The 24,455-nt window shown below is 45.1% G+C and carries 23 protein-coding genes; 12 read left to right on the forward strand and 11 right to left on the reverse strand.

The genetic code is table 11. From position 1 onward, the window contains the following. Window positions 1-12: 12 nt before the first annotated feature. The gene (locus tag HUO09_RS15880) at window positions 13-1,170 is read left to right on the forward strand and encodes a multidrug effflux MFS transporter (protein WP_167411020.1); all 1,158 of its coding nucleotides are present in this window, start codon (window positions 13-15) and stop codon (window positions 1,168-1,170) included. Between the two features lie 164 nt (window positions 1,171-1,334). Continuing rightward, window positions 1,335-1,616: a hypothetical protein gene (locus tag HUO09_RS15885; protein WP_167411009.1), complete on the forward strand. Its 282-nt coding sequence runs from the start codon at window positions 1,335-1,337 to the stop codon at window positions 1,614-1,616. A gap of 74 nt (window positions 1,617-1,690) precedes the next feature. Here HUO09_RS15885 and asnC read toward each other — a convergent pair whose 3' ends face one another. Beyond that, window positions 1,691-2,155, reverse strand: a complete 465-nt coding sequence (gene asnC / locus HUO09_RS15890) for a transcriptional regulator AsnC (protein ID WP_167411008.1) — start codon at window positions 2,153-2,155, stop codon at window positions 1,691-1,693. A gap of 123 nt (window positions 2,156-2,278) precedes the next feature. On the opposite strand from asnC, the gene HUO09_RS15895 reads away from it, so the two are divergent. Both HUO09_RS15895 and HUO09_RS15900 read left to right on the forward strand, forming a co-directional pair. After that, on the forward strand, window positions 2,279-3,067 hold the full coding sequence (locus tag HUO09_RS15895; RefSeq protein WP_188234544.1) for a class I SAM-dependent methyltransferase: 789 nt from the start codon (window positions 2,279-2,281) through the stop codon (window positions 3,065-3,067). A 97-nt stretch (window positions 3,068-3,164) separates the two neighbouring features. Next, complete coding sequence (locus tag HUO09_RS15900) at window positions 3,165-3,548, forward strand: hypothetical protein (protein WP_188234545.1); 384 nt, start codon at window positions 3,165-3,167, stop codon at window positions 3,546-3,548. An 84-nt stretch (window positions 3,549-3,632) separates the two neighbouring features. Here the strand turns inward: HUO09_RS15900 and HUO09_RS15905 are convergent, their stop codons facing one another. Continuing rightward, entirely contained in the window at window positions 3,633-4,520 is an 888-nt protein-coding gene (locus HUO09_RS15905; RefSeq protein WP_188234546.1) for a carboxylate/amino acid/amine transporter, read from the reverse strand. Window positions 4,521-4,586: 66 nt separating this feature from the next. After that, the gene (gene uspA, locus HUO09_RS15910) at window positions 4,587-5,012 is read right to left on the reverse strand and encodes a universal stress protein UspA (RefSeq protein ID WP_167411004.1); all 426 of its coding nucleotides are present in this window, start codon (window positions 5,010-5,012) and stop codon (window positions 4,587-4,589) included. A 180-nt stretch (window positions 5,013-5,192) separates the two neighbouring features. Here uspA and ftnA point away from each other — a divergent pair, with 180 nt between their 5' ends. The 3 genes from ftnA (at window position 5,193) to HUO09_RS15925 (ending at window position 7,479) form a co-directional block, all read left to right on the forward strand. Further along, window positions 5,193-5,720, forward strand: coding sequence for a non-heme ferritin (ftnA, locus tag HUO09_RS15915; protein WP_167411003.1), 528 nt, complete (start codon window positions 5,193-5,195; stop codon window positions 5,718-5,720). A 76-nt stretch (window positions 5,721-5,796) separates the two neighbouring features. After that, complete coding sequence (uspB, locus tag HUO09_RS15920; protein WP_102941474.1) at window positions 5,797-6,120, forward strand: universal stress protein UspB; 324 nt, start codon at window positions 5,797-5,799, stop codon at window positions 6,118-6,120. A gap of 171 nt (window positions 6,121-6,291) precedes the next feature. After that, window positions 6,292-7,479 (forward strand): NAD(P)/FAD-dependent oxidoreductase, encoded by a 1,188-nt coding sequence (locus tag HUO09_RS15925; RefSeq protein ID WP_188234547.1) that lies wholly within the window; start codon window positions 6,292-6,294, stop codon window positions 7,477-7,479. A 110-nt stretch (window positions 7,480-7,589) separates the two neighbouring features. Here the strand turns inward: HUO09_RS15925 and HUO09_RS15930 are convergent, their stop codons facing one another. Further along, the gene (locus HUO09_RS15930) at window positions 7,590-7,949 is read right to left on the reverse strand and encodes a PilZ domain-containing protein (RefSeq protein WP_188234548.1); all 360 of its coding nucleotides are present in this window, start codon (window positions 7,947-7,949) and stop codon (window positions 7,590-7,592) included. 321 nt (window positions 7,950-8,270) lie between these two features. Between HUO09_RS15930 and HUO09_RS15935 the strand changes: the two genes are divergently transcribed. Then, entirely contained in the window at window positions 8,271-10,628 is a 2,358-nt protein-coding gene (locus HUO09_RS15935) for a fatty acid cis/trans isomerase (protein WP_188234549.1), read from the forward strand. 84 nt (window positions 10,629-10,712) lie between these two features. Here HUO09_RS15935 and yjfF read toward each other — a convergent pair whose 3' ends face one another. From yjfF to HUO09_RS15970, 7 genes are all read right to left on the reverse strand, one after another. Next, window positions 10,713-11,717, reverse strand: coding sequence for a galactofuranose ABC transporter, permease protein YjfF (gene yjfF, locus HUO09_RS15940; protein WP_167410999.1), 1,005 nt, complete (start codon window positions 11,715-11,717; stop codon window positions 10,713-10,715). A gap of 3 nt (window positions 11,718-11,720) precedes the next feature. Further along, on the reverse strand, window positions 11,721-12,737 hold the full coding sequence (gene ytfT / locus HUO09_RS15945) for a galactofuranose ABC transporter, ATP-binding protein YtfT (RefSeq protein ID WP_167410998.1): 1,017 nt from the start codon (window positions 12,735-12,737) through the stop codon (window positions 11,721-11,723). A 7-nt stretch (window positions 12,738-12,744) separates the two neighbouring features. Then, window positions 12,745-14,250, reverse strand: a complete 1,506-nt coding sequence (gene ytfR / locus HUO09_RS15950; protein WP_188234550.1) for a galactofuranose ABC transporter, ATP-binding protein YtfR — start codon at window positions 14,248-14,250, stop codon at window positions 12,745-12,747. A 191-nt stretch (window positions 14,251-14,441) separates the two neighbouring features. Continuing rightward, window positions 14,442-15,401: a galactofuranose ABC transporter, galactofuranose-binding protein YtfQ gene (ytfQ, locus tag HUO09_RS15955; protein WP_167410996.1), complete on the reverse strand. Its 960-nt coding sequence runs from the start codon at window positions 15,399-15,401 to the stop codon at window positions 14,442-14,444. A gap of 566 nt (window positions 15,402-15,967) precedes the next feature. Continuing rightward, complete coding sequence (gene araH / locus HUO09_RS15960) at window positions 15,968-16,954, reverse strand: L-arabinose ABC transporter permease AraH (protein WP_217701655.1); 987 nt, start codon at window positions 16,952-16,954, stop codon at window positions 15,968-15,970. A 17-nt stretch (window positions 16,955-16,971) separates the two neighbouring features. Continuing rightward, the gene (gene araG, locus HUO09_RS15965; protein WP_167410995.1) at window positions 16,972-18,486 is read right to left on the reverse strand and encodes an L-arabinose ABC transporter ATP-binding protein AraG; all 1,515 of its coding nucleotides are present in this window, start codon (window positions 18,484-18,486) and stop codon (window positions 16,972-16,974) included. 60 nt (window positions 18,487-18,546) lie between these two features. Next, window positions 18,547-19,545 carry an arabinose ABC transporter substrate-binding protein gene (locus HUO09_RS15970; RefSeq protein WP_167410994.1) on the reverse strand — a complete coding sequence of 333 codons (999 nt, stop codon included), beginning with the start codon at window positions 19,543-19,545 and terminating at the stop codon, window positions 18,547-18,549. 361 nt (window positions 19,546-19,906) lie between these two features. Between HUO09_RS15970 and HUO09_RS15975 the strand changes: the two genes are divergently transcribed. From HUO09_RS15975 to HUO09_RS15990, 4 genes are read left to right on the forward strand one after another with little or no spacing between them, the layout of a single operon-like run. Continuing rightward, window positions 19,907-21,610, forward strand: a complete 1,704-nt coding sequence (locus HUO09_RS15975) for a ribulokinase (protein WP_188234551.1) — start codon at window positions 19,907-19,909, stop codon at window positions 21,608-21,610. Continuing rightward, on the forward strand, window positions 21,603-22,334 hold the full coding sequence (locus tag HUO09_RS15980; RefSeq protein WP_223159469.1) for an L-ribulose-5-phosphate 4-epimerase: 732 nt from the start codon (window positions 21,603-21,605) through the stop codon (window positions 22,332-22,334). Before HUO09_RS15975 ends, HUO09_RS15980 begins: the two co-directional genes overlap by 8 nt. A 3-nt stretch (window positions 22,335-22,337) precedes the next feature. Further along, window positions 22,338-23,840: an L-arabinose isomerase gene (araA, locus tag HUO09_RS15985; protein WP_188234552.1), complete on the forward strand. Its 1,503-nt coding sequence runs from the start codon at window positions 22,338-22,340 to the stop codon at window positions 23,838-23,840. Between the two features lie 57 nt (window positions 23,841-23,897). Next, window positions 23,898-24,428: a hypothetical protein gene (locus tag HUO09_RS15990; RefSeq protein ID WP_188234553.1), complete on the forward strand. Its 531-nt coding sequence runs from the start codon at window positions 23,898-23,900 to the stop codon at window positions 24,426-24,428. The last annotated feature ends 27 nt before the right edge of the window (window positions 24,429-24,455 follow it).

Consider the following 24,455-nt stretch of genomic DNA (forward strand, 5'->3'; position numbering starts at 1 on the left):
AGCAAACAGCAAATGATTCTACTGACTTTGTTGGTACTGTTTAGTCCGTTGGCGATCGATATTTATTTGCCTGCGTTGCCACAAATCTCGCAAGCGTTTCACGTGGAACATGCCTTAGCTCAAGATACGATTACTTGGTTCTTATTTGCTATGGGTGTTGGGCAACTGTTTGCTGGTCCTTTAGCAGATAAACTAGGACGTCGAACTGTTGCATTGGCTGGCGTTAGCATTTACATCTTGAGCGCTTTATTGGCGTGGGGCGCTCAAAGTATTGAGTGGATGTTAATGTCTCGTTTGCTACAAGGATTGGGTGCGTGTGCAACGTCTGTAGCAGCCTTTGCGACGGTTCGCGATATCTTTGGCCCTGAACGCAGTGGCAAAATGATCAGCTACCTTAATGGGGCGATCTGTTTTATTCCGGCTTTAGCGCCAATTCTGGGAAGCTGGTTAACGCAACAATTTGGTTGGCGCTCTAATTTTAGTTTTATGGCGGGTTTTGGCGTGTTCGTTGGGTTCTGGTTATTGATTCGTATGAAAGAGACCAATCCAAGCACTGAAAAGCAAGCCGTATTTAAGCTGTCGCGTTACTGGTCTGTGTTAAAAGTCCCTTCATTTTTGTTCCATGCTTCGCTTTGTATGTTGGCGATGGCGGTTATCTTGGCTTACGTCACTTCAGCCCCTGTGGTTCTGATGGAAAACTTAGGCTTAACCATGAATGAGTTTACTTTCTGGTTTGGCATTAACGCTGTGGTTAACATCGCGGCTTGTTTATCTGCTCCTAAGCTTATGGACAAATGGGGAACACATAAAATTCTGTTCTCTGGAATCGTGATGCTATTAGTGGCTGGAGGTCTGATGGTTGGAATGAAGTCTCAAGGTACGGCTTTAGCCTTTATGCTGCCAATCTTCTTCTCATCGGTAGGCTTTGCTTGGATTCTGGGTTCTGCTGCGGGCAAAGCACTGGCTCCATTTGGTGACAAAGCGGGTACTGCAGCCGCGTTACTTGGTTTGTTTCAGATGAGTGGGGCTGGAGTTGTCGTAGGCACACTGCAACGCTTGGAGCTTGAACCTCAGATGATGATTGCACTTCAAATGTGGATTATTGCACCCGCGCTAATCATTTTGCTGTCTAAAGCGGGCAAAGAGTGGCATCGACTAGCATTTCAGTGATGTGATTAGCAGGAATAGGAAACAGCAACGTCGTTTACTCAATGAAATAGTGAAGAGTTACAAGGTTTTGTAAATAGTCTGACGTGCTATTTTCTAATCGGGGTAACAGGTGTATATTATTTCGCTCACTATCATTAGAAATAGCGTCTTGGAATCGAAATACAGTGTCCCTAACTACCTATGAAATGGCTCGTATTCTCGAGCAGTTAGAAGAATCACCTGAAAAAGTAATGTTTGGTAAGTTGCTTAACGAGTTAGGTAATCAAAGCTCTGAGCGAGTTCGCAGCGCTGCTAAACAAGTTCCGTTGCCAGTTCTGCGTGATTTAGTTTATCAATTTCAACAAGTGATTGATTCGCGTAAAGGTGAGCAAGTAGATTTATTGGCTAAGCAATTAGCTCAACAAGGTATCTCAGCTGAAGATCTAATGAGCTATCTGAAAAAATAACTGATGCTTTAAACAAAAACCCAAGTCTGAAACTTGGGTTTTTGTTTTTTGGACTTTTACCTTTGAGCACCGAATTAAGGAATCACATTACGGTTGATGGGGTTCTGTAACGAGATCAGAGTCTCAGTCGATTGAACTTCATCAATCGCCTGCAGCTTATCGATCAATACAAACTGCAGCTCTTCAATCGAACGGCACATCAACTTGACGAAAATACTGTAAGCACCTGTGGTGTAGTATGCTTCAACCACTTCATCCAAAGCATTAAGCTTTTCCAGTGCGGAATGGTAATCACGCGCGGCTTTCAGGTTAATGCCAATAAAACAGCACACGTCATAGCCGAGCTTCTTGGTATTCACCACAACTTCAGTACCTTGAATGATATCCGCTGCTTTCATTTTTTCGATGCGTACGTGAATAGTGGCAGGGCTGACATTAAATTGCTTTGCCATTTCTGCATAAGGCGTGCGTGCATCATCCATTAAGATTTTCAGAATAGCGCGATCAAGCTCATCGAGCTTTGTAGAGGCAATTTGCATACAGGTTCCTAGTTCACTTATTCAACGAAGATTCTTCCGCATCTTATCACACTGAAACCTTAGGTTTCTGATGAAAATCCGCTACACTGGCAGCGTTTTTGAAACTCACTATGGAATGACACTTTGCAGCTACAACTGATTTGTGAAGCCCCTGAACGCGCTTCTGAGCTTGATGAAATAGCAACACGCTGGAAGCTCACTCACAGTGATCAAAGCGTTTTTGCGCTGGTACTCACCAGCGAGCAATTAGAACTGCGTAAAGTCGATGAACCTAAGCTGGGGGCCATCTTCGTTGATTGGGTCACCGGAGCGGTGGCGCATCGTCGTAAATTTGGTGGCGGTAAAGGTCAATCCATTGCAAAAGCAGCAGGGCTCAATAAAGGTGCCACACCTACGGTGCTGGATGGAACGGCTGGCTTAGGTCGAGATGCATTTGTCTTAGCCTCTTTGGGCTGCAAAGTACAAATGGTTGAGCGTCATCCGGTTGTCGCTGCTCTGCTTGATGACGGATTAAATCGAGCCAAACAGGATAGCGAGATTGGTGGCTGGGTTTCAGAGCGCGTGACGCTGCTACACGCATCTAGTCACGATGCGCTGAATAAACTAGCCAATGACGAAAGCTTCGTTCGCCCTGATGTAGTGTACCTCGATCCTATGTATCCGCACCCTGAGAGCAAAAAGAAAACCGCACTGGTGAAGAAAGAGATGCGAGTGTTTCAGTCTCTTGTGGGAGCAGATAATGACGCTGACGCGTTATTAGAACCAGCATTGCAACTTGCGACCAAACGAGTGGTGGTGAAGCGTCCCGATTACGCAAATTGGCTGGCTGAGCAAAAGCCGAGTATGGCAATAGAAACCAAAAAGAACCGCTTTGATGTTTATGTGATTGCTGCGATGACGGGCGAAAGATAACAGGCGAGAAATATCAGACGAATAGTAGGCTTGCCTTTTTATTAGCAGAGGGTTATATATAACCAAGAATCATTATCATTTTTGTTCGGTTGTATTTATGGCTCAGCGTTTATGTAAATTAAGTCGTCACGACATCACCGCTTCATTGTCAGATATTCATCGAATCGTTGCTGCACCTAAGTACTTATGTCGCTCGTGCGCTCGTTCATCTTCCGATAAAAAGAGATTATGTAAGCCCCAGGCTTTTTCTGTGAATGCTCCAGTTGCGAACGAAAGTAACACCGTTGATAAAAGCAGCAAAGCGGCGTTAAAAGTCGCCAAGAAAACGCTTAAAGCGCAGAAAAAGTATCAAAAGAAACTGGAGAAAGTGCTGAAGAAACAACGTAAACTTGCCAAGAAACAGCAAGCATTACAGTTGAAGTTTTCTAAGTTAAATCAAGTAACCAACAGTGAGTATTCACTTACTTCGCAGTATCACTAATGGGTACCTAAAACCTCAAATACAAAAACGCCCATCCGGTTAAACCGATGGGCGTTTTGCAATTTGACTCTTTTCTATCTGTGGTTAAGCGCTTTTGGCTTCCTTGTAGCTTTGAGCCACTTTACGCTTCACCCAAGTCTCGTTAATCCACAATGAGAACAAAATGATGATGCCGCCGATAGAGAGGCGAGCAATATCCACATCGCGGTTCCAAATAACGATATTGACGATTAAACCTGCTGGAACCAAAGCGTTGTTCATGATTGCCAACGCACCCGCGTTTACCAAGCACGCGCCCTTATTCCATACGAAATAACCTAAGCCAGATGCAATCACACCAAGGTAAATCAGAATACCCCATTGCAGTGAGGTCGTTGGTAGCTTCTCTGGGTTACCTAAAAGCGCGAACGCAATTGTCGCCACAACCAGTGCCCCTAAGTAGAAATAACCAAATACCGTGCGTTGAGGAAGTTCTACGCTTTGGTTTTCCATGACATATTTATAGGCCACCTGACCGATGGCAAAACAGAGGTTGGCTCCTTGCACAACAAAGAAGCCGATCACGAAGTTCTCATTGATGCCAGCAAACTTAATAAACACCGCACCCGCTACGGCAATTGCCGCAGTCACCAAATACCATGGAGAGAAACGAGCTTTAAGCAAATCGTAAATCAGAGTGACGTAAATAGGTGTGAATACCGTAAACAGTAGTACCTCTGGAACTGAGAGCAGTAAAAACGATTGGTAGTAGAAGCAGTACATCAATCCCAGTTGGATGCCACCGATAGACATTAGCTGAACAATCAGTTTCTTTGGTACTTGCTTGAATTTCAAGAATGGCAGGAAAACAACGCTTGCCAGTGCAACGCGCATGAACACTGAGAACCAAGAGTCAACCTGACCCGCCAGATAAACGCCGATCAGGCTAAATGAAAATGCCCAAAGTAGGGTAACTGCAGATAAATAAAACATAATCCTGATATTTCTATAAGTGGATGTTTGAAATTATCCGCAGTCTATCTGATTTATTATTGCTCGTCAGTCATTAAGTGGTACTACCAACATGTCGACAGGTGAGCAATTAATGAGCTGTCTTGTTGAGGAGAGCAATTTGCTCCAAAAATCTTGGTGATGACCGCACACAACAAGATCAATATTGAACTCATTGATGGTGTCGCAGAGTTCATTACTCAAATCGCCGCTACCCACTAGAGTATGGTTGATTGGGTAATTTGCGTGATCAGCCAGCTCTTTCAACTGAGCTTGCGATGCTTCCATCGCATGATGCTGAGTTTCTGCCAAATTGATATCAATTAGACCGGTATATAACTCGGCATAGTTGACGTCAATATGGATAAACGAGATAGCGGCATTGAGAGGTGTTGCGAGTGCAACAGCTTTTTCTACCAGCAATTTACTGTCTTCAGATAGGTCAACAGCTACTAAGATATGTTTATAGCCCATGATGCCTTCTCCATTTAATTGTTCTCAAGTCATGTTAATTAAACTTTAGCACCTAGTTAGAAACATTTTTGCCATGATGATCTCATATCCATGCTGAATGAGGTGGCGGCTCAAACAAACAAATGATAATGGATCGTGTTATAGTAACTTCCAGTTTGCACAATGATTTAGGAGCGCCTTATGCTTTCACAAACGATGGTTGATCAATTGAATGATCAAATTAACCTCGAATTTTTCTCATCCAATCTATACTTACAAATGAGTGCTTGGTGTGAAGATAATGGATTCGAAGGAGCAGCGGAGTTTTTAAGAGTTCACGCGGCAGAAGAAATGCAGCACATGCAAAGACTGTTTACTTATGTTAGCGAAACGGGCTCATTGCCGATTTTAGGCGCGATTGCCGCTCCTCGACATGATTTTGCAAGCTTAGGTGATGTGTTCCGTGAGACCTATGAACATGAGCAAATGATTACAGAAAAAATCAACAAATTGGCTCATTCGGCATTCACATCGCAAGACTACTCAACATTTAACTTCCTTCAGTGGTACGTTGCGGAGCAACATGAAGAAGAGAAGTTGTTTAAAGGGATTTTAGACAAGCTAGAACTGGTTGGTGAAGATGGTAAAGCGTTGTTCTTTATCGACAAAGATCTAGCTGCTTTGGCACAAAAAGGCTCATCTTCGGTAATGGATGCCCCTGCTGCTTAATTGCAGTAAAAAGACTCTAAACACGATCGTCTTTTTCTCCGGGTAGCCCTCTTACTTTGGATGTAGGGAGGAAAAGATGATCAGTGGAGATACCATCCTATTAGCGCTAATGATTGTTACTGGTATTAACGTAGCAAGATATCTTACCGCGCTACGAGCTCTGATTTATATCATGCGAGAAGCTCACCCGTTGCTATATCAACAAGTTGATGGACGGGGATTTTTTACCACACATGGCAACATGTCTAAGCAGGTTCGCCTATATCACTACTTGAAAAGTAAAGAGTACCTTCATCACCATGATGAAGTGTTTACTGGCAAGTGCGATCGTGTGCGTGAGCTTTTCATTCTCTCTTCGTCTCTCGTAGTGTTTACCTCTGTGGTAGCGTTTATGCTCTAAAAGAAGATACGTGAGTATTGATAAACGCATTGGTAAGAGTGAACGTTTACCGTTAAAATGCCGCTTCAAGTGAGTGAGGACGTACCGCTGTACGTCCTTTTTTATTGCCTGTTCTTGGAAATAACAGAGTTCTAGACTGGCAAGTTTCGATTATTGGCATTGGTATGAGTCATGAGTGAAAAAGTAGATGTTGTCATCATAGGCGCAGGAGCGGCTGGCTTAATGTGTGCTGCTCAAGCCGGAAAACGTGGACGCCGCGTGATGGTGATTGATCATGCGAAAAAACCAGGACGTAAGATTCTTATCTCCGGTGGTGGTCGCTGTAACTTCACCAACTACGATGTCTCGTCTCAAAACTACCTTTGCCGCAATCCGCACTTCGTGAAATCGGCGCTTTCGCAATATACCAATTGGGACTTTATCTCAATGGTCAGCAAGTATGGCATTGAGTTCGAAGAACGTTCTCATGGTCAGCTTTTCTGTTTAGACTCCGCCAAAGACATCGTAAAAATGCTGCTTGAAGAGTGCGATCTACCAAACATTAGTCAGCGCTATCAAGTAGAGACTCTCGAGATTCAAAAAACCGAACAGGGATTTTTCTTGCACACCACACAGGGTGACATAGAGTGCGACTCTTTGGTTGTAGCAACCGGTGGTCTTTCAATGCCAAAGCTAGGTGCAACGCCATTTGGTTACAAGATTGCCGAGCAGTTTGATTTACCTGTTATCTCAACCACCGCTGGCTTAGTACCTTTTACCCTGCATGTGGAAGACAAAGACGCATTAGCGGATCTTTCAGGTATCGCCGTTCCCGCTGAAATTCAGGCAGAATGTGGAAATAGCTTTAAAGAAGCACTGCTGTTTACCCATCGCGGCTTATCGGGTCCGTCAGTGTTGCAGATTTCTTCATACTGGAAGCCGGGGCAAGCGGTTACCATTAACTTGGTACCCGAAGTCGATGTTGATGAGTTATTAACTCGTTCCCGAGAAAAGCATCCCAATCAGACACTCAAAAACACCTTAGCGCGCGTGCTGCCTAAGCGTTTAGTGGAAGTGTTTATCGAGCGAAAATTACTGGTAGACAAGCCTCTCAAACAGTTCAACCCGAAAGAGCTGGAAGTAATTAGAGAGACTTTAGAGCAGTGGCGTGTGGTACCGAACGGAACGGAAGGCTATCGAACGGCTGAAGTGACTCTTGGCGGCGTGGATACCGACGTTCTTTCTTCTAAAACAATGGAATGCAAGGACATTAAAGGTTTGTATTTCGTTGGTGAAGTGATGGATGTGACGGGTTGGCTCGGTGGCTACAACTTCCAATGGGCTTGGTCGAGCGGCTATGTTGCAGGGCAAAATGTGTAGTTATTGGCTACTTTTATCCAGAACAGTCTAGACACTATGATTGCTTAGTTTAGAGGCGAGAGACAGAGCCTTTCATTGAGCAATCAGATAGTCATGCATAATATGACTTTCTATTCGACTTTGGTTCCTTTGGGTAAAACGTTAGGGAAGTATTTACGTAAATATCGCTGCTCCGCAATCATATCCTTAAATGATAAACCTTCACGCAGATGAAAAATAACTTCATTGCCGACGATTCTTAAGACTTTCCCTTCAACGGTAATGTTGTTTTCTAATGAGTTGAGTAAGACTTCGCCTTTAACAGTATCACCAAGTTTAAACAATGAAGAGTCGCGCACAATCACACGCATACCTTGCTCCGATATTTCGCTGATTTTGAATTCTTTACTTTGAATTCGGAGTGTGGGCATGACAGTTTTGGTTTTGTAACTCAGACGAAAATATTGTCTTTGTTCGGTGTGATTTGTCATTTTAGTTATCGGCTTTAGCCACTCTGCGTAAATGGGTGAACAGTTAGCAGCACGTCAATTACTTGCTTACTTAGTTAAAGTTTATCTACTTTCCCTGATTTTTCGAAGTGGGCTGTATCTTAATCCGTCATTATTCAGGGTGTTTGGGAATATTCCGAACGATTATTTCACTCAATCACCCTAAGTAAAAATGATTTGTGTAATAAATAGTGAAGATGCGGAATCAGAAAAGATAGATTTCACATGGTATTTTCTTTTGTACATTGAAAATATAGTAGTCTTTACTTTAATTAACGTTGGTTAACTAAACACTATAACTATATGAATTTACGAAAACTCTTTTTTGTCTTTTTGGTATTAGTTTTCTCTGGTTGTGCCACTTATGCAGGGCTTAACTATGATGAACTGTTTGGTACACCTGAAGTGCGAGAGCGTCAGGTGGCTTTAGACTCGCCTCAAGCTCAGTATTTTATGCAAGAAGTGAAACCCATCATCGATAACCGCTGTGTGGTTTGTCATGCCTGTTATGACGCGCCTTGTCAGTTGAAGCTTTCATCCGTTGAGGGAATTGATCGAGGAGGAAGCAAAACCCAAGTCTACGAAGGGACGCGTTTGAGTGCGGCAACACCGACACGCCTATTTGAAGATGCACAAACTACCCAAGAGTGGCGTGATTTTGGTTTTCATCCTGTGCTGAATGAACGTGACCAAACAACACGAGCGAATCTTGAAGCGGGGCTAGTGGCTAGATTGCTGAAACAAAAAGAGCTGCATCCTCAACAGCAGCAAGATCAGTTGGAGGGGTTCGATTTTTCTATCTATAGAGAGCAACAATGCCCAACGCTAGAAGAGCATGAAGCTTATCAGCAAGAATATCCTGACTGGGGAATGCCTTTTGGGATGCCAAATCTCAATAAGAGTGAATACAACAAACTAATGGCGTGGCTGGAAAACGGCGCCCAAATGAATGAGCACATACCGCTGACCGTATCGCAACAGACTTTGGTTGATAACTACGAAACACTGTTAAATGCAGACGGCAAAAAGAACCAGTTGGCTGCCCGCTATATCTACGAGCACTTGTTCTTATCCCATATTTATTTCTCTGATCTGAAAGAGAAAACACCGCGTTTCTTTACACTTGTTCGTTCAGCAACTCCACCAGGCGAGCCTGTCAAACGTATCGCGACTCGTCGTCCATATGATGATCCGCAAGTTGACCGCGTTTACTATCGTATTATCCCTGAGCAAGGCACAATCGTTGATAAAACTCATATGCCTTATGCACTGAATAAAAAACGTCTGCACGATTGGAAAGCATGGTTCATCAATGCGGATTACACGATTAATGAGCTGCCGAGCTATGAACCTTCAGTGGCGGCTAACCCAATGACGGCCTTCATCGATTTACCTGTCAATGCTCGATACCGTTTCTTACTGGATAACGCACAAAATACCGTTATGGCGTTTATCAAAGGTCCGGTGTGCCGTGGTCAGTTAGCACTTAACGTGATTAATGATCAGTTCTGGGTGTTCTTCTTAGACCCAGATAAAGCCGATATTGTTGAGGTAAACGAGTTCTACCGCTCTCAAGCTGATCACTTAAAACTGCCAGCGGAGCGTGAAGACACCATCAACCCAATTGCTACCTGGATTAGCTATGCCAAGCAGCAAGCTCGTTATCTGGAAGATAAATCTCAGTTCACGGCTAAGCAATTCAAAGATGGGCGCAATGTGACGACAGACTTAATCTGGTCTGGTGATGGGACCAACCCAAATGCAGCGTTAACCATATTTCGTCACTTTGACAGTGCGTCTGTGGCGCAAGGTTTAGTTGGCCGAAAACCTAAAACCGCTTGGGTATTAGATTATGCTTTGCTAGAGCGTATTCATTATTTGCTGGTGGCGGGCTTTGATGTCTATGGAAACTTCGGTCATCAACTTGTAACTCGTATGTTCATGGATTTCTTACGTTTGGAAGGTGAAAGTAACTTCATTACCTTATTGCCACAGAAAACCAGACATGAGGAGCTGTCGAGTTGGTATCAAGATCAAAGCGCGTATTTCACCGATTTTCTATTGCGTAACGTGAAGCCGTTTGATGAGCCAAGTAATATCGAGTACACAACGGATGATCCGAAATCAGAGCTGTTTGATAAGCTACGCGAGCATGTCCAGCCTGTACTTAGCCAGCGATATGACATCGTTGATACTGGCTTCACCGCCGGGCACGAATATGCCCTTAACAGCATCAATTATATTAAAGGCGAGGGCATCTTACCTATCCCTCAATTAATGATGTTAATGATTGAATCCAAATCGGGTGAGTCTCAACTGTTTACTCTGATCCATAATAACGCGCACAGCAACATTTCCAGCTTGTTTGATGAAGAGAACAATCGAGTGCCAGAGAAAGACACCTTAACCTTAGTAAGGGGCGTACTGGGTAGTTATCCGGCAGCCTATTTATCACTTAAAGAAACTGAAATTCCTGAGCTGGTGGCACGTTTGAAAACGTTGGATGGTGAAGAGAGTTATGTTCAGTTATTGGATCGCTTTGCGGTGCGTCGCAGTTCACCTGATTTCTGGTCTTTCAGTGATAAAGTTCATCAGTGGTATAAGAAAGATCAGCCGGTTGAATTTGGCTTACTGGATTACAATCGCTTTGAGAATCGATAATCCACAGCGAAAAAAGAAGCCAGTCACAGGACTGGCTTCTTTGTTTTTAACTCTAAGGCCACGATATTTCTGAGTTGAAGATAGCTAAGAATCTCCGGTTGCCAGTGAGCCTATTCGGCTGGTATTCACTACTTTTCGGCGTTCGCTCATGATGATCAGCAGACGTTGTAGAGCAATAAAGCTGAACAGCAAAATACCGACAATGATTTTCGTCCACCAAGAGCTCAAAGTACCATCAAAGGTGATGTAGGTTTGAATAAGGCCTTGAATGAGCACGCCAAATAGCGAGCCAAACACAGTGCCGACACCACCGGACAGTAAAGTACCACCGATAACCACAGCAGCAATGGCATCAAGCTCAACACCGACAGCAGCAAGCGGGTAGCCCGCAGAGGTGTAGATAGAAAATACAATACCTGCACAGGTCGCCAAGAAAGTGGAAAGCATGTAGATGCCGATTGTGGTTCGTTTGACTGGAATCCCCATCAAACCCGCTGAAGTCGCATTACCGCCAATTGCGTATACGTTGTTACCAAAACGGGTGCGGTGAGCCACCAGCATACCGATAGCGACGATGAACAACATCACCACTGCCAATAAGCTTAAGCGTCCTCCGCCTATGATGTGCCATGAAAAGCGAGACATCTCGCGATAGACAGGGTGTTCAATAGGAATGGACTGCTCAGAGACTAAAAAGCTCACTCCGCGCAGGAAGAACATACCAGCCAACGTGACGATAAAGGCCGGGATTTTTAAGGTATCGATAATCCAGCCCATCAAACCGCCAAACAGCGAACCCATCACCAACACCATGATAATAGCTGTGAAAGGGTGAACGCCCCATTCGCCAATCACCGTGGCGAGGAAGATACCGGTAAATGCAACTACCGAACCTACTGACAGATCAATACCGCCTGAGAGGATAACGAAAGTCATGCCGACAGCGAGTATGCCTAAGAAAGCGTTATCCGTCAGAATGTTACAAATCACTCGAGTGCTCATAAAAGCGGGAAACTCCACCATGCAAAACGCATAGCCGATCAGGAACACTGTGATGGTGATAAACAGAGGAAAGTTACGTTTTATCATGATCTATTTCCTCTTAATCAGTTGAATAACCGTTGGGGATTGCAGTATCAGCACGGTTAATACCACAAGCGATTTCACAATGTGGTTCCATTGCGGTTGATAACCGGACAACAGAATACCTGTGTTGATGCTTTGAATGATAAAAGCGCCCACCAGTGCGAGTAACAGATTAAAACGCCCACCCATCAAAGATGTGCCGCCAATAACTACAGCCAAAATGGCGTCCATTTCTAGCCATAAACCAGCATTGTTTGCGTCAGCGCCTTTGATGTCGGCAGCGACTATGATCCCTGCGATAGACGCCATCACACCACTGATAACGTAAACCGACATTACAATTGCAGGGGTGTTAATTCCCGCATTTTTTGCTGCTTTGATATTGATACCCACAGACTCTATAAAGAGCCCCAATGCTGTTTTCTTGGTGAGTGCCCAAACAATCAATAAGGCGCACACCAACAACAGTATTGGGGTAGGGAAATAGAACAGTGAACCGCTACCAAACCAAGACAAAGTATCGTTGTTGAAGGTGATGATTTGTCCCTCTGTGATGAGCTGTGCGACACCGCGCCCAGCCACCATCAAAATTAATGTGGCGACAATGGGTTGGATTTTACACACGGCGACAAGAAAGCCGTTCCATAAACCACAAGCCACTCCGGCGAGTACTGAGCAAAGTAAAATGGTCGATGGCGCGTAACCTTGCTCTGCCATACTGGCCAGCACGGCTCCGCTTATCGCCATCACAGCACCGACTGAAAGGTCGATACCGCCAGTTGCGATAACCAGTGTCATCCCTATGGTCAGTAGGGCGACAGGTGCACCGCGGTTAAAGATGTCGATGACACTGCCAAATAAGCGGCCATCTTGAATGTGGATAGAGAAAAAATTATCAGCAATCAAACTGTTCACAATAAACAGCAGAATAAGAGCAGCAAGCTGTGGCGTGCCTTTTGGCAGTGTAAATCTATTGCGCTGCTCTGGCTTCTTGACTGACTGCAGTGGATTGAGCGTATTCATAATCACCTCAACTCGCAATCGCTTGCATTATGGCTGGTACGGAAAGTTCTTCTGTGGGTATCTCTGCTACCGGTTTTCTGTCTCGCAACACAATGACTCGGTCGGCGTAACCAATCAGCTCTTCGAGTTCGGATGAGATAACCAACAGAGCGAGTCCGTTAGCACAAAGGCTTTCAATCAATCGAATGATCTCGGCATGAGCGCCAACGTCGATACCTCGAGTTGGTTCATCGAGAATCAGAAACTTCGGCTTAGTAAGCAACCAGCGAGCAAGCAGAACCTTTTGCTGATTACCACCAGAGAGGAACTCTACGGGTTGGTCAAGACTCGGTGTTTTGATGGCTAATTGGTCAATATAGCGTTGTGCCACTGCTTCCTGCTCTCTACGAGAGATGGGTTTAAACCAGCCGCGTTGTGCCTGTAAAGCCAGAATAATGTTTTCACGAACAGAAGCCGCGCCAATAATGCCGTCGGTTTTGCGATCTTCAGGACAATAACCAAAACCCAGATGGGAGGCTTGGCGAGCCGAGCGAACCTGAATAGGGCGCCCCTTCAAAGTACAGGTGCCAGAATCACTAGGTTCAATACCAAAAATGACTTTTGCGGTTTCGGTACGCCCAGAACCTAATAGCCCTGCCAAACCTACAATTTCTCCTGCATGTACTTCAAGATTGAAAGGATTAATGGTGCCTTTTTTGCCATAGTTAGCAAAGGACACCATTGGCTCATTATGTTTGCGTGTTTTGCCCGCACGTTTCAGAGCCGTATCTTCCAGCTCGCGGCCGAGCATCATTTTCACCAGCTCAATCTGTGGTAGTTCACGGGTTTCTTTGGTGCCAACCAACTGACCGTTGCGTAATACGGTAATGCGATCACTCACTTCATAAACTTGATCAAGAAAGTGAGTGATAAAAATCAGGCTTACGCCTTTTTCTTTGAGCCCTAGCATGATGTTAAATAGCATTTTCACTTCATTGCTATCAAGGCTGGCTGTTGGCTCATCAAGGATCAGTATTTTGGCTGACAGTGAAATCGCTCTGGCGATCGCAATCACTTGCTGAATCGCAACCGAAAACTGGTTGAGAGGCTGAGTCACATCAATATCTAAGCCATAGCTGGTGACGATTTTGCGTGCTTTTTCAGCCATGGTTTTGCGGTCAACAAAGCCCCATTTTTTAGGCTCATTGCCGATAAAAAGGTTGTCCATCACAGACATGTTAGGTAGCAAGTTTACTTCTTGATAAACCGTGCCGATTCCGAGATGTTGTGCATGAGCGGTATTCTGTGGAGAGATGGATTGACCATCGAGAGTAATTTCACCGCCATCACGTTGATACACACCCGTTAAGGTTTTTACTAACGTTGATTTACCTGCGCCATTTTCCCCCAATAACGCCATTATTTCACCTTTTCTCAGGCTGAAATCGACATTTTCTAGCGCTTTAACGCCCGGGAAATATTTGCAGATCCCTTTGGCGTCTAATATGACATCTTGCTGATTGTTTAACGGCATAATAACTCCAACAATCTATACTCTTCCCACTTGAAGCTGCAGCGCTTTCTGTTTTGGTAGGGGCTACGTTCGTTCACCCCAATCACATAGTTTATCTATGCTCATGGGGATTCACTTACTTGCCGCCTACCTGCAACTCCAAGTGGTTTGAGTATAAAGCATGCCTCCCTAATGGGAGGGTGATAATAAAATTAATAACCTAAGTCTTTTTTCATTTCTAACTGAGCTTTTGCATCAGCGGGTAAATATAAATTAGACTCGGTAACAATTTTCTTCGGTGGAACTGTGCCTTTATCTTTATAAGCCATAAGTGCATCAAGAGCAGGGCCTGCCATATTTGGAGTAAGCTCAACGGTCGCATTTGCTTCACCGTTCATCATCGCTTTAAATATATCTGGAACCGCATCAATAGAGACGATTAAAATATCGCTACCCGGTTTTAAACCTGCCTCTTTAATTGCTTGAATTGCACCGATTGCCATATCATCGTTATGGGCGAATACCGCACAAATATTTTTGCCGTTATTCTCTGCTTTAATAAAGCTTTCCATAACTTCTTTACCTTTACTACGGGTAAATTCACCTGACTGAGTACGAACAATTTTAATATTGTCGACTTTGTCTACAGTGTCGCTGAAACCTTTTTTACGGTCGATAGCCACACTCGCACCCACGGTGCCTTGTAGTTCAACCACGTTACATGGTTTGCCAGCCACTTTGTCGATTAGCCATTTACCCGCTACAGCGCCTTCCAGTACGTTATCAGCAGTAACTGCAGTCATATAAAGCGAGTCATCTTCTACTGTGATACCACGGTCTAGCAGGAACACTGGAATACCATAATCTTTTGCTTCTTCAAGCACAGGCCCCCAGCCAGTTTGTACTACTGGTGCGATAAAGATTGCATCTACACCTTGTGCGATGAAAGAGCGTACCGCTTTGATTTGGTTTTCCTGTTTCTGTTGTGCATCAGAAATTTTCAGTGTCACACCGCGTTTTTCTGCTTCAACTTTGGATACGGCTGTTTCAGCGGCTCGCCAGCCTGATTCAGATCCAATTTGAGAGAAACCAACGGTTAATGAGGCAGCCATTAGTGAACCAGACATTAGGATGGTACTGACAGCAGTTGCTAAAGTGAGTTTTTTTAACATGATTAAATCCCTATCTTGTTTAACTCTCTCTCCGTTCAAGAAACGACAGCGTTTTTATGAATGTACTTACTCCGCAACATAGATGTCATTACATCGATTCTACGCTAAGGATACCTGTTCACTTTTGCTTAACTGACATTTCAAAGACCTTGAGAAATTCTTGTTTCACGTATTGCTCGTTATTAAAAATTATTAAAATAGCCATGAGCAATGAAATATTAAGACGCATAAATTTCCTATGGTTAGATTTTAATCACATAAAAAATTTGGTAGCCAAATAGTCCATTTTATTAGCAACTTACTCCCAAAAAACTAATACCTAAGTGCAATCAAAATATTGCATTTAAATGAGTAGAGAATATGAAGTTTATTTTTCTAAATAAAAAAGCCCTCTTATAAAACAGAGGGCAACATGAGAAAGGTATATATGGAGGTGTATTTATCCTTTCTATTTGATATTGCAGTCGTATTGGTTTCGTTTGTTTGCCCAATCACACTGTTTTTATGCTCAGTGGACTTACGAACTAACCGCTTTGATGCAATTCCAAGTAGTTTGGCTAATACTTTTACTGAGATTTCTGTTTGTAACGGTCGAAAATAACCGCGGCAAGCAGAATTGCACCGCGAACAACATATTGAGCAAATGGAGACATGTTCAACAGGTTCATCGCGTTTTCTACCGTACCCAGGATTAGGACACCTGCGATAACGTAAGAAACTTTACCAATACCACCTTTCAGTGAAACCCCACCCAATACACACGCTGAGATAACCACAAGTTCGAAACCAACAGAAGTCATTGGCTGACCTGAAGTCATACGTGCTGCTAGAATGACACCTGCTAATGCTGAGATGAAACCAGAGATGGTGAAAATTATCATTTTGGTTTTAACAACGTTTACACCAGCAAGACGAGCCGCTTCTTCATTACCACCAATCGCCAGTGTGTTACGGCCGTAAACAGTACGGTTCAATAGGAAAGCAAACACACCAAAAGTGATCAACGTCAACCAGATTGGAGTAGGGATACCCAGAATTGAAGAGTTGCCAAGGCTGAAGAAGCTCTCTTCAGTGATACCTACCGCTTTACCATCAGAGATGATGTAACCAAGACCACGAGCAATCTGCATAGTGGCTAGTGTTGTGATCAGTGCGTTGATTTGCAGTTTGGCGATAACGAAGCCGTTTAGCAGACCAAACACCACACCAGAAAGTAAGCCTGCACCAATGCCGAGAACTACGCTGCTGGTTGCGTTGATAGCCACTGCGGTGACAACGCCAGAACAGGCAATAATAGAGGCAACAGAAAGGTCTAAGTCGCCACAAGCCAGACAGAACAACATGGCACACGCCACCATACCACTCATTGAAATCGCGAGGCCAAGGCCTTTCATGTTGATGAAGGTTGCAAAGTATGGAACAAACAGGCAGCAGAGTATAAACAGACCTGCAAACACCATCAGCATTCCAAATTTGTCCCAGATTTTAGAGAAGTGAAATCCGCCGGATTTCTCCTCTGATGCCATCGCTTTAGTAGGGCTAGATAAAGACATAATGATATTCCTCAGGTTTAAGCTGCCGCTGATTCTTTGTCGAGCATTGCAAGACGAAGAGCGGTTTGTTCGTTAAATTCATCTCGTTGAAGTTCGCCCGTTACTGCGCCATCTTTCATGACAAGTATGCGGTCAGAGATCCCCAACACTTCTGGTAAATCGCTGGAAACGACCAATACGGTGACTCCGTTTTCCGCCAGCTTAAAAATCAATTCGTAAATTTCAGATTTTGCACCCACGTCGATACCGCGAGTCGGTTCATCCAGTAAGATCACGCTCATCGAGGTAGACAACCAACGACCAAGAATGACTTTTTGTTGGTTACCGCCAGACAATTTGCCGATAGGCTGGTCAAGTGATGCTGCCTTCACATTCAATGCTTGTTTTTGTTTGGCAGCGTTCTCTTTTTCCCAACCGAAATCGATCAGGCTGTTAAATTTCAGGTGCCAAGGGCGTGCACTGATGTTGGTGTTTTCTTGCACCGACATGATTGGCACAATGCCATGCGCTTTGCGATCTTCAGAGCAAAGGGTTATGCCTGCACGAATGGCGTCTTGCGGTGTTTTAATGCCAATTTTTACATCGTGTAAGTACAGGTCACCGGCTGTCTTTTTGTCCGCACCAAAAACAAGGCGCGTCAGCTCAGTACGACCTGCACCGACTAGGCCAAACAGACCAAGAATTTCGCCCTGTTTAATATCTAACGACACTGGCGCGGATAAGCCTGGGCCTTCGAACTTATCCAGGCGTAAACCGCTCTTACCGTGTTCGCGAGAGCGGTAGTTGTAGATGTCGCTGATCTCACGGCCAACCATCAACTCAACTAAACGGTCATGAGTGAGCTGTGAAAGGTCAGTAAATGACTGAACATGTTGACCGTCTTTGAAGATAGTGAGTGCATCACACAGGTTAAATATCTCTTCCATACGGTGAGATACGTACATGATAATTTTGCCAGCATCACGCAGTTCACGAATAACCTTGAAAAGGTTTTGAATTTCACGTTGTGACAAACTACTGGTTGGCTCATCAAAGGCAATGATTTGTGCATTGCGGCTGAGAGCTTTGGCGATTTCCACCATTTGCCATTGGCCGATTGATAGCTCTTTCAGTTGGCAAGAAGGGTCAAAGGTTTCACCCAATCGCTCAAGGGCAACTCTTGCGTTAGCGTTCAGTGTTTCGGTATCGACGGTGCCACCTTTGGTTGGTAGCTGACCTAGAAAAATGTTTTCTGCAACGGTTAATTCGGGAACCAGGTTAAGCTCTTGATAGATAATTGCGATACCGTGATCTAGGGCATCGTTAGTTGAATTCAGAACGACCTCTTGACCGTCAATTGCGATATGACCTTCAGTGGGTTGGTGAAAGCCACTTAATGTTTTTAATAGTGTTGATTTTCCTGCGCCGTTTTCTCCCATTAATGCGTGAACGCTACCTGCGTCTGCCCGGAAGCTAACGTTATTTAATGCCTTAACACCTGGGAAGTGCTTCGAGATATTTCGAAACTCGATGTATGAGGGGGACTTCGCCATGACATTCTCTCCGTTAAATCAAGAGGGTGACGGCCAAAGTAGCCGTCACCGAAATTGAGCTTATAGCCCTTTTTTCGCTAATTCGTCTTTGAAGTTGTCACGAGTGATAAGTACCACGTCAGTTACTTCTACGAATTTAGTTGGTTCAACGTCGTCTTTAACCCATTTGTAAAGAGATTCGATACTCTTGTAGCCGTGTACGTCTGGGCTAGGTAGTAGAGAGCCGTAGAAACCTGTTGGTTTAGACTTAGCAAGTTCGTTAACTGCATCAACACCGTTGATACCAATACCGATGATGTTGTCAGCACCGAAGCCTTGGCCTTCAGTCGCTCGGATACCACCAAGAACAGTGTTGTCGTTCATACCAACAACAAGCCATTGCTTAACGTCAGGGTATTGAACAAGTAGAGAGTTCGCAGCGTCTAGCGCTCCTGGGATGTCGTTAGTTTTTGTTGGTACGCGATAGATTTGACCTTCAGGGAAACCCGCTTGTTTTAGAGCTGAGATAGAACCATCAACACGACGACGAGCAGTGTCTAGCTCATCAGCAGTGATCGCCATTACACCTGTTGTTGCTACGTCCCAGTTACGTTTTGTCATTTCTTTATAAAGCTCAGTACCTTGGCGTTCACCGATAGCGGTTGCAGCCATCATTACTAGAGGTACGTCAGTCATTGGTTCGCCTTTAGCGTTGAGGAACTGGTCATCAACAGTAACGACTTTCAGATCATAGCTTTTTGCTTTCGCCATGATTGCAGGACCTAATTTAGGATCCGGAGTACAGATAACGAAACCTTTCGCGCCTTGCGCGGCAAGAGTATCGATAGCATTTAGTGTTTTTTCACCATCTGGCACAGCCATTTTTACCACTTCGAAACCTAGATCTTTGCCGGCTTTCTCGGCAAATGACCATTCAGTTTGGAACCATGGTTCTTCTGGTTGTTTAACTAGGTAGCCTAGTCGCATGTCGTCGCTTGAACCAAAGAACGCGTTGGCAGAAGCACTTAACAGTGTTGCCCCGGTTAAGGCAGTCGCTATTAATAATTTTTTTAGTTTCATTGTTATTCCATCCGCTGGGTAGGGTTTGTTTCACCGACATCTTTGAAGATTTAATTTGAAGTTGAAGTGATGAAAATCACATCAAAAAAATGTAGCGATTTTGTCCATTCATTTAGCGGAGGTGAACATGATGGCGATCTCAAATGTTACCTTTTAGTGCATTTGTGATTACTTTTGGTGCGTGTGTAATCATTTACACCCGCAGTTTCGCCTTGTTTATAAAGGGTTGGAACATTTTTTAAACAGCTGCACAGAAATGTTCTTTTGGCGGATTTGTCCATACATCTAGCAGGCAATGTCATGGCTGAATCATCCATGCAGGGGTATAACAAACAAAAATATCACCCTACATGGAGTTGTTATGAAGCATTTAGCGACACAAGCTGCACACGTTATTGGTCTGGACTTCGGTTCCGATTCGGTGCGTGCATTATTGGTCAACGCTGTTAGTGGTGAGGAGGTGGCATCTGGTGTCACTTACTACCCACGTTGGATGGAAGGCCAGTACAACGAGCCCGAGCAATCTCAGTTCCGTCACCACCCGAAAGACTATATCGAAGCTATGACTCAAGCGATTCGTGAAGCGCTTGAACAAGTCCCTACGGAAATCGCACTGTCTGTGGTGGGTATTGGTGTCGATACAACTGGCTCTACGCCAGCACCCGTTGATGCACAAGGTAATGTCTTGGCGTTGTTACCTGAATTTGCCGAAAACCCGAACGCGATGTTCATTTTGTGGAAAGACCATACCTCAGTATCCAAAGCCGAGTTGATTAATGAACTGGCTCACGGTGGCGAGTTCATTGACTACACCAAATACATCGGTGGTATCTACTCGTCAGAATGGTTTTGGGCAAAAGCGGCTTGTGTCAGCGAACAAGACGAACAAGTGGCGAAAGCGGCTCATAGCTGGGTGGAATTGTGTGACTGGATCCCAGCGTTACTGTCTGGCAACGAACACCCAAGTAAATTCCGTCATGGCATCTGTGCCGCGGGTCATAAAGCGATGTGGCATGACAGCTGGGGTGGTTTACCGGATCAAAAATTCCTCTCTGCAATTTCACCAACACTCGATGGTATTCGTGATCGCATGTTTGATGAGGTTTATACCTCTGAAGATGTCGCGGGTTATTTGACTCAAGAATGGGCGGATAAGCTGGGCTTGCCTGCGGGTTTAGCGATTGCGGTCGGCGAATTTGACTGTCATATGGGTGCTGTCGGTGCAGGTGCTGGTAAACATGACTTGGTCAAAGTGATTGGTACCTCTACTTGCGACATCTTAATGGTCGATGCAGACCAAGTTGGCGACCGCACCATTCACGGTATTTGTGGACAGGTCAAAGGCAGTGCTCTGCCAAGTTTGATGGCGCTGGAAGCAGGTCAATCAGCGTTTGGTGATGTTTACGCTTGGTATAAACGCGTGCTGATGTGGCCAATCCAAGCATTAGCGATAACCAATCCAGAAGCGGCGAAAGTGATGGAGCAGTTGGATAAAGCGATTATCCCAATGCTTGCAGATTCTGCACAGCAATATGGATTCAATGACAACTCACCACTGGCAATGGACTGGCACAATGGTCGCCGCACACCTTACGCCAACCAGCGTCTCAAAGGCGCAGTTACCGATTTGAACTTAGGTTCAACCGCACCCGCGATGTTTGCGGCTCTGGTTGAATCAACGGCTCACGGCGCAAAAGCGATTGTTGATTGCTTTGTTGACCAAGGTATGGACGTAGAGCGCGTCATCGCCATCGGCGGTATTTCGCAAAAATCGCCTTATGTGATGCAGATGTGTGCAGACGTTATCGGCCGTGATATTGCGGTAGCGAGCTCTGAGCAATGTTGTGCACTGGGCGCCGCAATCTTCGCCGCAGTTGTAGCCGGTATTTATGATGATGCGCAGCAGGCGCAAAAAGCGATGGCAAGCCCAATCAGCCAAGTTTACAAGCCGAATACGACAACAAGCGCACTGCGAGATCAACGTTACTCTGCTTACCGTGAACTGGGCCAACATCTAGAGCAAATCTCGGAAGCAAAACATGCTCAGGAGCGTAACCATGGGTGATTTGTTGAACCAACAAGAGCGTCTGAAAACGCTACGCCACGAAGTGTGGCAAGCCAATTTGGATCTCGAACGTCACAAGCTTGTTACGTTCACTTGGGGCAATGTGTCAGCGATCGACCGAGAATCTGGCTTGGTGGTGATTAAGCCAAGCGGTGTGGCTTATGAAGATTTAAGTGCCGAAAACATGGTGGTGGTTGATCTGCAAGGCAATGTGGTGGAAGGCGATTTGAATCCGTCATCTGATACCGCAACCCACTTAGTGCTCTATCGCACCTACGCCAAAATCGGTGGTGTGGTTCATACCCATTCTCCGCAGGCCACGGCTTGGGCTCAGGCAGGTAAAGCGATTCCTGCTTTAGGCACCACTCATGCGGATTACTTCTACGGCAGCATTCCATGCACTCGTGCGCTCAGCAATCAAGAGATCGCTGCCGATTATGAATTGAATGCTGGCCTGGTGATCGCAGAAACCATAGGGGACAACGACCCAATTGCGATTCCGGGCATTCTCGTCAAAGAACACGCACCGTTCTGCTGGGGTAAAGATGCCCATCAAGCGGTGCACAACGCAGTGGTGACGGAGGTTGTAGCCGGAATGGCTCTGCAAACTCTGCAGATCAATCCTGCGGTGGAATATATCAATCAAGCGTTGCTCGATAAGCACTACCTACGTAAACACGGAGCCAATGCTTATTACGGTCAGTCAGCTAAGAATAAAGGGTAAGTCATGAAAGTATTTAATGAAAAACAAGTTTGGTTTGTCACTGGTTCACAAACGCTATACGGACCAAAAGTACTTGAGCAAGTCGCGTTTGAAAGCGGTCAAATGGTCGCAAGCTTCAACGAAACCAGTGCAATCTCTGTACCCATGGTAGACAAAGGAACAGTCAAGTCTCCGGAAGAGATTCTTAATGTATGTCGCGCAGCGAACAACGATCCTGACTGTATTGGTCTTGTGCTCTGGATGCACACTTTTTCTCCGGCCAAAATGTGGATTGCCGGTCTGTCTCAGTTGAACAAACCTTTCATGCACCTTCACACTCAGTTCAATGCGGCGCTTCCTTGGGACAGCATCGACATGAACTACATGAACACGCACCAAAGTGCCCATGGCTGTCGTGAGTTTGGCTTTATCGGTACTCGTATGGGTATTGACCGTAAGGTGGTGGTGGGGCACTGGCAAAACCCACAAGTGCATAAAGAAATGGATGATTGGTGCCGTGCAGCTATCGGTATCAATGCTGGTCAGAATCTAAAAGTGGCGCGTTTTGGTGACAACATGCGTCAAGTTGCGGTAACCGAAGGCAACAAAGTTTCTGCTCAAATCCAGTTCGGCTATGAAGTGAACGCATACGGTCTGGGAGAACTGACTGAAGCGGTTCAATCGGTGTCGGAAGCCGATGTCTCTCGTCTGCTTGATGAGTACGCATCAACCTATGAAATGAAACCTGAGCTGCTGACAGATACTGCTCTGCTTAAACTGATGCAACACGAAGCCCGTCTAGAAATGGGTATGGAGCGTTTCTTAACGGATGTAGGTGCCAGTGCATTTACTAACACCTTCGAAAACCTAACCGGTTTGGGTTCTCTGCCAGGCCTTGCAACACAACGTTTGATGGCGAAAGGCTTTGGTTACGGTGGTGAAGGTGACTGGAAAACATCTGCAATGGTTCACATCATGAAACAGATGGGTAAAGGTCGCCAAGGTGGTACTTCATTTATGGAAGACTACACCTATAACTTCGGCGCTACTGACCAAGCATTGGGAGCTCACATGCTAGAAGTGTGTCCTTCGATTGCCGCAGCAAAACCACGTCTGGAAATTCACCGTCATACTATTGGTCTGAAGTGCGATGTTCCTCGTTTGCTGTTCAGTGGTAAAGAAGGTGATGCGCTAAACGTGTCTGTGATTGATCTGGGTAACCGCTTCCGCATGGTAGTGAACACGTTGAAAACGGTCGCTCCTCCGCAAAGTATGCCACACCTACCGGTTGCTCATGCACTATGGGAACCAATGCCAAACCTACAAGTAGCGGCGGCAACTTGGATTCATGCCGGCGGCGCACACCATAGCGCTTACAGCCAGCAGGTGAGTGTTGATACTCTAGCGGATTACGCAGATATCCTTGGGATGGAAATGGTTGTGATCGACGAAAGCACTGAGACGCGTAAGTTCAAGCAAGAACTGAAAACCAACAGCTTGTACTACCGTTTAGCTTCAGGTGTTTAATCGATAAATTCTCCCTCACAGTAACACGGCTGTGAGGGAGTGGTTGTAGAGGTAATTATGACTGTTGACGAATCTAAAACAGAGCTGGGCTTCGATGTTCAAAGTCCGCTTGATATTAACTACCACCAATGGACACTGCGAGTTGCAGGCCAAAACCCTGAGAAGTTTGAACTTCTTTATGGGGATAAAGTGTTATATCAAGGCTCGCTGGAACTGATTAACAATGGTGAGCAGTTGGATGTTTCTGAGGCTCAGTGGAAGTTTCGTCATCGCCACGATCGCATTGAGCAATGGTGCCAGTTGCACCATGTCGACAAGCTATCTGTCAACATGAACTACTATTTTCACGATAAAGCCGTCGTGATTGAGTATTTGGCGCGCAATAGCATTCCGACCCGTTTAGATATCCGACATGCGATTGTGCCTCTGGAAACGGAGGGTAATGACAAACCGCCACAGTCAGAACAACCGGATTGGCAACGCTGTCGTCACGGTCTTCCTAGTGAATCTATTCGTCACTCCATTAAACCTGATCTGTTTCGTGAAGCTTTTTCAGCGACTCAGTGGATCGTATTAGATAAAATGTGATGTCGAAAATCGCAATACTTCCGGGCT

This window comes from Vibrio sp. Y2-5 (assembly GCF_014596725.1).
Lineage (GTDB): Bacteria > Pseudomonadota > Gammaproteobacteria > Enterobacterales > Vibrionaceae > Vibrio.